This window comes from Acinetobacter sp. S-1, assembly GCF_059579785.1.
In genome coordinates this window covers 1,768,276-1,780,574 of the sequence record NZ_CM184207.1, presented here as the reverse complement: position 1 = coordinate 1,780,574, position 12,299 = coordinate 1,768,276, and the positions used below count along the sequence as shown (strand labels likewise).

Below are 12,299 nucleotides of genomic sequence, written 5' to 3'. Positions count from 1 at the left end.
TAAAGTTAACTTTAAGGTCAACTATCTTAATCGTCTTTTAAAAATAAAATTTATATGAAGACGCTAGGCAACATTGTATCTTTTTAATCTTTAATTGTTTTTATTTTATTTCCCTTAAATGTCAAAGACTTTACACCTCAAAATTAAAGACTTGACCTTAAAGTTAGCTTTAATCTTATAGTTTCTGTATTGATTCTAAATTAACGCGTCTTGAAATATACAGCATTAGCTACTCGGTCAATTAATGTAAAGGTGAACTTTCATGAATACAAAACAACAGTTTACTGAAGTTGAATTTGGGCAACAAAAAGTCAAAGTACCCAAAGGTGGTTATTATGACCGTTTCAGAATGAACCCCGATTTAGATGAAGTCGCGCAAGATCCTGCTGTTGGCAACATCGATTTTTTCCGTCATATACCTAAAAAAATTGTGGAATCCCGAGTAGGTCCTGTTTGGGCACCCAACTTTTATTATCGTAGTGCAAATGTACAACTGCTCATGCTTGCACCTATTAAGCGAATTAAAGCAAAACTTCCTGCTGACTTAACGCCCTTACAACCATTTCCGGGTTACGGGTTGGTTGCTGTTACGTTTTTTACCTATTCTGTTTGTGACAATGACCCTTATAACGAAGTGTCGATTGCGATTGTTGTCCGTAAGCCTAATGCTCGTGGTTCACAAATTGCAGAGTTAATGAAATCGATGCGTCAACGTCATTTTTATGCTCATGTTTTAGCTTTGCCTGTTGATACTGAAATCGCCAGAGTGCGTGGTGTATATGGTTACCAGCTACCAAAATGGTTAACTAAAATTGACGTCAATATTAACCCAAAAGAAGTGCAAGCAGATATTTTTGATGTTAATGGCAAATTAGATTTAAGTTTAAAAACTGCTGTTCCGACTTTAAAATGTGCCGATTCTGAAACACATATTAATAAAGCAACTATGCTCCATGTAGTTGATGGGAAATGGCACCAGACAGAGGTTCAGTCCAACATTCTTTCTTTTGCGCAAAAGCTTTTTCCAAAGAATGTTCAACTCGAGAAAAATGAGGGGCCTTTAACTACATTGCTAAATGAATTAGGCGCTTCAAAAATTTTACGTCTAGATGTTGTTGAAGATGCTCAGGTGGTACTTAATTTGCCGATTAAACTTCTTTGATATTTTGGCGGTATGATTACCGCCTTCTTTTTAGCTAATATTTATCAAATTAAATAAACTCAAAGCTATTAATATCATAGTCTAATCAGATAACTCGGTTAGGCTATTTTCGCCATTTCTACACTACGCTGCTGCAACAGTTTCACCGATTGCTTCGCTTGCCAAGCTAATTTCATCATATCAACATCAGGAATTTGATCATTTTCCACCACCATTTTTCCAGCCACAAACATGGCTTTAATATGTGCTCGCCCACCACTTGCCACTGGACCAATCGCCATATCATGTAAGCCGAAATAACGCGGATCATCCAATTGATAAGCCACTAAATCTGCCTGTTGTCCAACCTCAATTGAACCAACTTGATCTAAACCTAAAATCTTAGCTCCACCTAAAGTTCCCCAACGAATGATATCCTCAATACTTGCAGCATCTGCTCCTCCTTCAAATAACCCACCCTCATATTGAGGTAGAGCCGACATGCCCTTTCTGGCCCGTTGTAACAGCCATGCAGCATGGGTTTCAGATAACATATCTGCGGCTTCATTCGAGCCCGCACCATCTACTCCAATCGAAATAGTCATACCCGCTTGTTCTAAACTGACAAGATCGGCAATACCACTCCCCAAACGTGCATTACTCTGAGGACAATGTGCAATCCCTGTTTGTGTTTGACCCAACAGCTGTATTTCTTCAGGTAATAGCTTAACCAAATGGGCAAACCAAACATCGCTTCCAACCCAATCCTGCTCTGCACAAAACTGTACAGGTGTCATACCAAATTTGGTTCGAGCCGCATCCAGATAATCTACTGTTTCAGATAAATGGCTATGCATGCGGATACCCAATTGTCTAGCAATCTTGGCGCTTTCTCTTAATTGCTGTGCAGTGGTCGAATGCAAAGCTGTAGTGGGTGCCATTACGATTTTCCGGAATGCATCGGAACTCGGTTGATGATATCGCTGTACTAGGAGTTCTATATCCTCCATATAGTCTTCAAATTTCTCAGGGCGTAATGCTTGCGGTAATTCGCTTTCTAAGCCACGCGTTAGAGTTGCGCCACCTCGGCATAACACAAAACGCATGCCTAACTTTTCAGCTTCATCAAATAAAATCGCAGCCCCATCGAACGGCATTTGTGGCCAGTAAAGATAATGATGATCCGCTACTGTTGCACAACCTGACCGTAATAATTCAATTAATCCGATACGTACTGCCACCCGAAATGTAGCTTCATCGAATGCACCACGAAATCGGTATGGCGTACTGGCAAGCCAAGAGGTTAGGTTTTGATTTAAACCTTGCGGTTCTCCCTTCAATAAGGATTGAAATAAATGATGATGAGTATTTACCCAAGCTGGATAAATTACACAGTCTTTCGCATCGATAATTTGTTCATTCGATTGTGCGGTCAGTTGTCCCAATTCAATAATTTTACCGTCTTGAATACGGATATCAGTAAATGAAGAACGTGCTGCATCCCCCGATAACCCTGTCAAAATGGCATAAGCATTTTTGATTAAATAGCGATGATTTAAAGAACCATTATTTGAAAGATCAGGACTCATACTTGTTCACTCTCATGCCATTTACTTAAAAAGAAATGACTTAATAAAGACATCAGCACAAATAAACCCAAGCCTGTGCACGTAATAAGAAATAATGCTGCAAACATTAATGGTAAATCGAGCTGAAAACCTGCTTGCAAAATTTGGTAAGCCAAACCTGCACTAGTCCCACCAGCTCCAGCCACAAACTCCGAAACCACGGCGCCAATAAGTGCCAAACCAGAAGAAATACGCAACCCACCAAAGAAATAAGGCAAAGCATTCGGCACACGTAAGCGCATTAAAATTTGCCAACGACTGGCTTTATTGATCTGAAAAAGATTAAGTAAACCTTTGTTGACGCTACGTAAACCTAAAGTGGTGTTAGTCAATATTGGAAATACTGCAACTAACATGGCACAAACGACTAATGCTAATGTTGTATTTTGAATCCAGATAATCACCAGAGGGGCAATAGCGACAATTGGAGTCACCTGAAATAAAATGGCATAAGGCATAAAACAGGCTTCTACTACACGGCTTTGTACAAAGACGAAAGCAATCAAGGTGCCAATGACTACAGCACAGACAAAAGCTAATAAGGTAATTTTTAGTGTGATCAACAAGCTTCCAAATAACACACTGGACTCTTTAATCATTGCCATAACAATATCGCTGGGTTTTGGTACGACATAGACAGGTACTTCAAGCTGTTGAAAACTCAACTGCCAAACTAGTAGGAAAATCAGACCTAACCCTAGTGGAGCTGCAATACGTTGTACCTTTGGATGTTCCATTAATGGTTTAATCATGACCATGCCCTCCGCTTGCCTCAGCTAGTACTTGGGATAGATGTGAACATTGTTGAATAAAGACTTCAGAACTACGGAAAGCTTCATCACGCACATAAGGCCCCTCAATTTCAAGGTCAGCCACCACACGTCCTGGTCGTGCCCCCATCACAATGACCCGAGAAGATAAATACACTGCTTCATAGATGCTATGAGTAACAAAAACTACGGTTAAATCTCGCTCAGACCATAATTGACGAATATCACTGTCAAGTTTATGGCGAGTAAATTCATCTAAAGCTCCGAAGGGCTCATCCATTAACAGTAAATCTGGTTCAGTCACTAATGCACGAGCCAAGGAGGCACGCATTTGCATGCCCCCCGAAAGCTCGCGGGGATAAGCCTGACTAAAGTTTTCTAAACCAACGGCCTTTAACGCGGCCATAACTTTGGGTGTACTAGTTGATTTCGAAATATGCTGCAAATCCAAAGGTAAGCGTACATTTTCTGCAATATTAGCCCAAGGCATCAGGGTTGCTTCTTGAAAGACCATTGCCATTTTGCATTGTGATTGAATCTCGGCCTTGCCATTCCAACGCACTAGTCCCGCAGAAGGTTGCTCCAGATCGGCAAACATTTTCAGTAAAGTACTTTTCCCGCAACCTGACGGTCCAAGTAATGAAACAATCTCACCACGTGCAATATTTAAATCCAAACGTTGTAAAGCATTAGTACCATTTGGATAGGTCTTTTCTACTCCTCTGACCATAATCATTGGCGTAATAAAATTTGAAGATTCATGTATAGAAGTATCAATTGTTAATGCAGAATTCATATGGTTTCCCCTCCGCGCGAATGCCTTATTTCTTAACCCTATAACCCTGACTACTTGGCAGTTTTAACAAACTGTGTGGTATAAGCAGTTTTCCAGTTGGTTTGAGCTTTTAACAAACCAGCGTTCACCATAAAATCTCGTGTGGCTTTCCAACGCGCATCGGTCATGACCCCGATTCCTTGCGTTTTAGCATCTCCCCCATCAATCAGTTTGAGTTTGCGCATTTGACCTACTGCAAAGGCCAGCAGATCATCTTTCATATTTGGGTTTTCTTTTTTAATCAGACTATTCCCTAATCGAGGATCAGCTAAATAGTTTTTCCATCCTTCCATCGATGCCTGAACAAAACGACGCACAACATCTGGTTTGTTTTGAATCACATCATTGCGTGTAACTAAAATACCGCCATAAGCTGGATAGCCAGCATCAGCAAATAAAAAGAAATTACTTGAAGGCTCTGCTTTTTTTGCCTGAAAGACTTCAGAGGTTGCATAGGCTTGCTGTGCCACATTTTTGCCAGCTAAAAATGGCTGCATATTGAAGGTATAAGGGCGAGCCTGTGCTGCATTTAATTTATATTTCCCTTTTAACCATGGCCACCAGCTTGCTTGCCCACTGGTTGAAACAAGAATTGTTTTGCCTTTTAAGTCCGCCAAAGACTTTACATCGCCATGAGTTAATACACCTTGTGGGTCAAACTGAAATGGTGCCGCAACTGCTTTGATTGGAAAATTACTTTCAATACCCTTTAAGACCTGTAAATCATAATTAATTATAATGTCGGCACGTTTGGACAATAGTAAGGTCATATTATTGACCTGTGGCCCACCAATTTTAATATCGACATCGAGTCCGTATTTTTTATAAATCCCTTGTGCAAGTGCCTGATAATATCCACCTTGCTCGGCTTGTGCATACCATGTGGTTTGTAGAACAAGTTTATCGGCAGCATAACTGGTTGAACTGAAAATTGTTCCTAGCCCCAATAATGCACTCACAATAACAGTACGTCGCCCTTTGCTTACATAGTGCTGAATATTCATAAATAAGCCCCCTAAATCTGTATTGATTTATCTTGCTATTCTTTTTAGGGGGGCAATCAATGTATCAAATGTACATTTCTCTCAAAACCAAGATGGTTTTGTCCCCAAAAGAGGAACAGCAAACGCTGTAGAGCAATGTCCCGCATGTTTACTACACACTGACCGCTTATACTCAGGAATGAATTAGCAAGCTCTGTGCCAATTTTGATTTCATTTTGTTTTTCATAGTAATAATCTAATTTGGGCTTATTTTTAATCATGCCTAGATGAATAAACTGCGTTAATTAATTTGTTTTATATGCGGCTTAGTGGTGCACCAGGTCATCATTCATGCACTCCACAGGTGCTTTTCTAGAATAAAAGCTTTTTGATTATTCATCGCTGATTCCTCTATAAATGCAATATTGCTCTCCCCATCCCAACTTCATAACCTATCCTTAGAAATTGGCACAAAAAGTGCTACATGCTCTATATCAGAGTAGAAGCGTTCAGCATAGTAGTAATATCAATTGCTATGTGGGTCATTGCTCAGAAAACAGCTCATGTTCTTTACATAAAGTTATCTTTTATTAAGAACGTGTGGCTCTTTTTTGAATGTGACCCATTATTTCAATCTATTTGATTGGGTCACGATTATCCAAAATATGAGGTTGAAATATGAATAGCGCCAATATGACTCCAGTCGCTGAAAATGACTACAGCTTAGAAGAACTGCAAAAAGAAGCTCGTATGGGAGCTTTTGGTCAAGAGACCTTTGAACGAGAAGTCCGGGTCATTGATTTATCTAATTTTGAACAACGTAAATATGAAATTGCGGACCAACTCTGGTCAGCAGCTACCGATATTGGCTTCTTTCAAGTATCGAATCATGGCATTCCACTTGAGCAGATTCAAACTGCATTTGAAATGACACAACAGTTTTTTAATCTGCCAGAATCGATTAAAGCTCGCTACCCACTCAATCGCAATGCAGGTTGGGAAAGTAAGGCACAGGTTCGTCCATCGACCAGCACACCAGACCAAAAAGAGTCTTATCAAATTACCCGCCCACGTATGGAAGGTCTTTATCCTAGTCAACAGGAATTACCTAATTTTAAAGATACCATGTTGGAGTTTGAACATGCATGCTGGCAAGTCGGCATGAAAATTTTATCTTGCTTTGCTTATAAACTAGGCTTTGCCGATAACTTCTTTACTCTTGCTCATGACCCTGATCAAGAAAGCTACCAAAGTACCTTAAGAATGCTGCACTACTATGCAATTGATCCTGCTCTTAAAGATCAATTAGGTCTATGGCGTGCAGGAGCGCATACAGATTTTGACTGTTTAACGCTACTGTTCCAACGTAAAGGACAAGGTGGCCTGCAAGTTTGTCCGGGTAAAGATATGGAACAACAGCAATGGACCAGCATTGAGCCACGTGATGATGTAATTACCTGTAATATCGGTGATATGCTCACGCGTTGGAGCGATGATCAACTACCTTCTAATTTTCATCGTGTTAAAAATCCTGAAACAAATGAATATCAAGGCGCACGTTATAGTTTGGCGTTCTTCTGCCAAGCCAATGAAGATATGATCATTGAAGGACCACAAAAGAAATATCCGGCCATTACAGCTAAAGAATATTTAAAACAAAGAATTAGCGCAAACTTCAACGGAAAGTATTAAAATTACTGTGTACGGTCAGAGATAAATAGTCTCTGACCGTTCTGAAGTTTCAGCAATACATATTGTCATTAATCATTCTTAAACTTTTTATCCTTATTCAATAACGTAATATCCAGTTCAACTGGTCTGATCTGTTATTAAAAATACGGCTAATTTTAAGCACGTGCACCAACAAATAGATAAATTTTGTGTAGAATCAAATTATTTATTTATATATTTATGGTGTGTTGCTTATGAGCCCACAAGCTATGCTCAATGGAAAATCATCTCAGGTGACTGAGCAAGCGGTGGAAATCATTTATCAACGCATTCAACAAAATACTTATGCAGTCGGGTCTGCCTTACCCTCACAACGTGAGCTTGCCATTCAATTAGGAATCAGCCGTGCTTCTTTACGTGAAGCATTAACCCGCCTCGCCGCTTTAGGTCTATTAGAAATCAAAGCAGGCAAAGGTGTTTACGTTATTTCACAGCATAGCCAAGCGGCAGAACAATGGGATGGTGAACATCGTGTATCACTTAAAGATTTCTATCAATTACGCTATGTACTAGAAAGTTTTTGCGCACTTCTCGCATGTGAGTATTTAACTGAAGATGATAAGTCCATCTTACAGCAACATTACCAATCATTAGCAAATGCAATCAAAGAACAAAATTGGCAAGCAGCCTCTGAATTTGATTATGCATTTCATCAACATATTATTGAACTTAGTCATAATCAATCGATTATTCAAACACTTAAAATACATACCGACTGGATTAAAAAGAGTCAGATCCTACCCTTTGTTCAACCCAATCTGGCATTTAAAACCATTCATGAACATGAATTAATTCTGCAAGCTTTATTTAATCAGGACTCAACAGCAGCTGAAAAAGCTATGCAAGCACATATTATTGGTGCCGCACAGCGTGCTGGTGTGTATTTTTCCAGACATAACAGCACAATATAATCATAAATTCCAAATTTGTAGTGCTATGCACTACTTTGCTCCATACTTTGAACCACATCAATACCACTTTATTAAGATTGCTTTTTAATGAGGCAATATTACTGGTATGACCAGTAAAACCAGTTAATAAAATTGGCACACTTCTCGCTTAGAACGGTTTAGAAACTTACTTAAATACTTAGGATCTGAACAATGAATATCGCGATTGTAGGTGCAGGTATGGGCGGTTTAACTGCTGGTATCGCTTTAAAAAAATTTGGTCATCAGGTCACAATCTATGAGCAAGCAGCCGAAATATTACCTGTTGGCGCTGCCATCTCACTTTGGTCAAATGGTGTTAAGTGTCTTAACTATCTTGGTTTAACGGATCAAATCCAGAAACTAGGTGGACAAATGGAGTCTTTAGCATATCTTGATGGTCTTAACCAACAAACCATGACCCAATTTAGTTTGTTACCTCTATATAAAGAAGTAGGACAACGTACCTATCCTGTCGCTCGCGCTGATCTACAACAATTATTAATGCAGCAATTTGGTCTGGAAGACATCAAACTCGGTATGAAAATGACTGCAATTGAAGCACATCAAGATCATGTCACCATTCATTTTCAGGATGGTTCGCAAATTACAGCTGATCTACTGATTGGTGCAGATGGTACACATTCTCTTACACGGCAGTTTGTATTGGGCCATCAAGTTGAACGTCGCTATGCTGGCTATGTAAATTGGAATGGCTTGATTGATATTGATGAGCAGATTGCACCAGCCATGCAATGGACCACATATATTGGCGAAGGTAAACGTGTGTCACTCATGCCGGTTGCACAAAATCGTTTCTATTTCTTCTTTGATGTGCCGCTTGAGGCTGGACTGTCAAATCAGCGTGAACACTATAAGCAAGACCTTAAAATGCATTTTAGTGGTTGGTGTGAACCAGTACAAAAACTCATTGAGCATTTAGATGAGAAAAGAACTAATCGTGTCGAGATCCATGATATCGAGCCTTTTATGAATTTCTATAAAGGACGTGTTGTGCTCTTAGGTGATGCCGCCCATAGCACTACTCCGGATATTGGACAAGGTGGCTGCCAAGCCATGGAAGATGCGATTTATCTTGCTCGTGCCTTACAAATCAATACTTTTGGTTTGGAAGATGCTTTGAACCGCTATCAAAACAAACGCAATGATCGTACTAAGGAAATGGTGTTAAGAGCCCGAAAACGTTGCGATGTGACACACATGAAAGACCCGAAAATCACTCAAGAGTGGTATGAATCTTTATATCAGGAACAAGGTACTCACATCATGCAAGGGATCATCAGTAATATTATCGGCAATCCTCTCGACTAAATATTTAAATGCTTTCCCCCTCTATAGGGGGATTTTTTAATTTATAAAAAAAGTGCATATTTCGATTTAAATATGCACTCGATGCTATAAAACACAGTTAAAACTTATAAGATAATGCAAAACGGTTTTGTAAGAAATTTTTGTCATAGCGTGGTGATGTTTGGATACCTGTAAAATTGCTGACACTAAAACCTTTTAAAGCTCCCGTAAAATTATAAATACCAAACAACATGTATTCAGATTGATTTCGACTCGCAACATTTTCCGACTCTTTTAAGTCCATAAATGAATAACGCGCACCAGCTATCAACTGATCTGTCAATTTACCTTCTAAAGACAACATCAATGCATTACCCGCACCTAAATCTTGAGTGCTGGTGAAAAATGGCTGGGCAAAAAGTTCACCTGAAGAGGTTTTAGCTGCATAGGGTGTTAATAATGCCCCATTCAAGTAACTACCCTGATCTGGTTTTATATAGTTATACGCGACTTTTAGACTGGCGCTAGGCATTACTTTAAACGCAGCCTGCACACCGAAAATTTGGCTATTAACCTCTCCTGCAAGTGCTTTGCCCTGATCTTTACCCGAAATATATTGGATTGAAAATTCAGGACTATAATTAAGTTTTGGAATTGCTAAATCAGCTTGAGTATAAATTAGACGCGTATAGTCGTCATAATTTTGATACCAAAATTGCGTTTTTAAACTTTTATCATTGGCTAAATTAAAACGTTTCCCTGCACCAACCGACCAAACCCCATTGGTTTCCACATTTGAATTTTGACGAGAAGTTTTATTGAACTCATCCTCGCCATAACTTTTATATTTATTTACTTTAGTGAGTCGTAAGAAATCATTATTATTCCCGATCTGTACATCAGCGGCCTGATATAAAAACATCAATACACGACGGTCAGCATAATCGCCCATAAAAGGTAAATTTAGCCGCTGGTTACCAATCGTCACTCTAGCCAAATCGTTTTTCCAGCTTACATAAGCTTCTGCTAAACCATCCCTATCTTCTTTTAATTCTGGCACTTCATCATTTTCATTTTTATCATCCAGTCGGCGCTGTATGTCATATCCCACAGCTGCCTGTATGCCATAAAAAGGAGCTGTTTCATATTTAATATACCCACCAATGACGGTCGTATCCTGATTTAAATTATTCACAAAATAGCCATTATTAAGTGAGTAATATGCAGATTTAACTACCCCATGAATACTGCCGCACGCAAATGCTGCCCCTATACGGTCCATTGAATCATTACTCGCCTGACAATCCTGCTTTAGATTAAATAGGCCATTCAGACTGGTATCAGCAGCCCATACCGGCACAGTAGTAGCCATGCTCAGCATAAGTAATGCTGATTTTAATTTAAAATTTCTCATAAAATTCCCCTGTAAGATTTGGTTTAAAAGTCGCTTATGGTCTTTCAAAAGACCTGTTTTTGACCTTTTTAAAGTCAAAATCCCCCTAACCTATTCATCATTGAATAAGCGACCTTTAAATTTTTGCGAATGAAAATGTGGTTAAATTAGAATGTCTAATTCCTAACCGGTGTCGATCAATGCCCTGAATTTATGGGCGTAGTTGCAACATCAACGGACTTTTTGCTAAACGGTAAGTGGTTAAAAATAATATTGAGCAAAATGGCAGTGATACAGGCAGAACTAATACCTGAATGTAATAGGGTTTTTACCCATGTCGGAAATTGCGCATAAAACTCTTGGTTTACAATTGGAATCATGCCGATTGTGAGTGAAGTAGCCACAATAATCAGATTTTTATGATCGTTATAATCTACTTTGGCTAGAGTTCGTATTCCACTGGCAGCAACAGTACCGAATAATACAATGCCTGCTCCACCTAAAACTGGCATCGGAATTGATGCAACAAAGCGGCCAATAACAGGTAATAAGCCCAAGATAATTAAAATTCCACCAGCCGTTGCCACTACAAAACGACTTTTAATGCCTGTAATTGCAACCAGACCTACATTTTGAGCAAAGGCGGTTTGCATGAATGAACCAAAGATTGGGGAAATTGCACTCGATAGCATATCTGCACGTAGACCATCACCAATTCGTTTTGAATCAACTTTAGTTCCAACGATTTCACCAATCGCAATAATATCGGCCGTGGTTTCAGTCATGATTACCAAAGTAACAATTACCATGGAAAGAATGGCAGAAAATTCAAATACAGGAGAACCAAAATGGAAGAAACTTGGAAAAGCAAAAATAGGACCTGTACTTACTCTTGAGAAGTCAGTAAAGCCTGCAATATAAGCAATTACTGTACCCAAAACGATTGCTGCAAGAATCGCAAGGCGGCGCAGAATCTGATTTTGCAACATACTAAAAATAATCACAATCGCTAGCGTAATTACCGCCAAACCAGTATTAGTCGGATCTCCCCAGTTTTCAGCTTTCGGGTTTCCCCCCATAATCCAGCGGATCGCAACAGGTGTGAGCGAAATACCAATCATGGTAATGACGCATCCTGTGACCACAGGTGGAAAGAAGCGGATAATTTTTGCAAAGAATGGTGTAATCAACAAACCAATTAGAGATGCGACAATCACAGCACCAAATGCAGATGGCAAACCCCCACCGGTACTCACAATTGCCAAAATAGTGGCAACCCCTGCGAAAGATACCCCTTGCACAATCGGTAGTTTTGCACCGAAATATTTAAAACCAATGGTTTGTATAACTGTGGCGAGGCCTCCCACAAATAAGGCGGCAGCCACCAATAAGCCAATCTCTGAAGCATCTAGACCTGCAGCTGCACCAATAATCAATGGCGGTGCAATAATTCCACCGTACATGGTCAATACATGCTGCAAACCATATAAGATGTTTTTATTCATTCCTAAATATTGATGTTCTGCCGAGATATGCTGATCTCTCTCTGGATTTATATTGTCTTGATGCATGGGTTAG

The 12,299-nt window shown here is 39.5% G+C and carries 10 protein-coding genes; 4 read left to right on the top strand and 6 right to left on the bottom strand.

All coding sequences use genetic code 11. The features are described from left to right. The first annotated feature begins 262 nt into the window (after window positions 1-262). Complete coding sequence (locus tag AC52J8_RS08465; protein ID WP_086399375.1) at window positions 263-1,162, top strand: acetoacetate decarboxylase family protein; 900 nt, start codon at window positions 263-265, stop codon at window positions 1,160-1,162. A gap of 98 nt (window positions 1,163-1,260) precedes the next feature. Here AC52J8_RS08465 and AC52J8_RS08460 read toward each other — a convergent pair whose 3' ends face one another. From AC52J8_RS08460 to AC52J8_RS08445, 4 genes are read right to left on the bottom strand one after another with little or no spacing between them, the layout of a single operon-like run. Further along, complete coding sequence (locus tag AC52J8_RS08460; RefSeq protein WP_086399376.1) at window positions 1,261-2,730, bottom strand: amidohydrolase family protein; 1,470 nt, start codon at window positions 2,728-2,730, stop codon at window positions 1,261-1,263. Continuing rightward, window positions 2,727-3,521, bottom strand: coding sequence for an ABC transporter permease (locus tag AC52J8_RS08455; RefSeq protein WP_002113674.1), 795 nt, complete (start codon window positions 3,519-3,521; stop codon window positions 2,727-2,729). Before AC52J8_RS08455 ends, AC52J8_RS08460 begins: the two co-directional genes overlap by 4 nt. Then, window positions 3,514-4,335 (bottom strand): ABC transporter ATP-binding protein, encoded by an 822-nt coding sequence (locus tag AC52J8_RS08450; protein ID WP_032063338.1) that lies wholly within the window; start codon window positions 4,333-4,335, stop codon window positions 3,514-3,516. Before AC52J8_RS08450 ends, AC52J8_RS08455 begins: the two co-directional genes overlap by 8 nt. Before the next feature lie 50 nt (window positions 4,336-4,385). Beyond that, window positions 4,386-5,378, bottom strand: coding sequence for an ABC transporter substrate-binding protein (locus AC52J8_RS08445; protein WP_019767751.1), 993 nt, complete (start codon window positions 5,376-5,378; stop codon window positions 4,386-4,388). 657 nt (window positions 5,379-6,035) lie between these two features. Here AC52J8_RS08445 and AC52J8_RS08440 point away from each other — a divergent pair. From AC52J8_RS08440 to hpxO, 3 genes are all read left to right on the top strand, one after another. Continuing rightward, window positions 6,036-7,049 carry an isopenicillin N synthase family dioxygenase gene (locus AC52J8_RS08440; RefSeq protein ID WP_044103379.1) on the top strand — a complete coding sequence of 338 codons (1,014 nt, stop codon included), beginning with the start codon at window positions 6,036-6,038 and terminating at the stop codon, window positions 7,047-7,049. A 233-nt stretch (window positions 7,050-7,282) separates the two neighbouring features. Beyond that, window positions 7,283-7,999 (top strand): FadR/GntR family transcriptional regulator, encoded by a 717-nt coding sequence (locus AC52J8_RS08435; protein WP_044103380.1) that lies wholly within the window; start codon window positions 7,283-7,285, stop codon window positions 7,997-7,999. Between the two features lie 192 nt (window positions 8,000-8,191). Continuing rightward, window positions 8,192-9,349 (top strand): FAD-dependent urate hydroxylase HpxO, encoded by a 1,158-nt coding sequence (hpxO, locus tag AC52J8_RS08430; RefSeq protein ID WP_086399377.1) that lies wholly within the window; start codon window positions 8,192-8,194, stop codon window positions 9,347-9,349. 97 nt (window positions 9,350-9,446) lie between these two features. Here hpxO and AC52J8_RS08425 read toward each other — a convergent pair whose 3' ends face one another. Continuing rightward, complete coding sequence (locus AC52J8_RS08425; protein ID WP_086399378.1) at window positions 9,447-10,742, bottom strand: hypothetical protein; 1,296 nt, start codon at window positions 10,740-10,742, stop codon at window positions 9,447-9,449. Window positions 10,743-10,918: 176 nt separating this feature from the next. Beyond that, window positions 10,919-12,292: a nucleobase:cation symporter-2 family protein gene (locus AC52J8_RS08420; protein ID WP_068529981.1), complete on the bottom strand. Its 1,374-nt coding sequence runs from the start codon at window positions 12,290-12,292 to the stop codon at window positions 10,919-10,921. Window positions 12,293-12,299 lie beyond the last annotated feature (7 nt).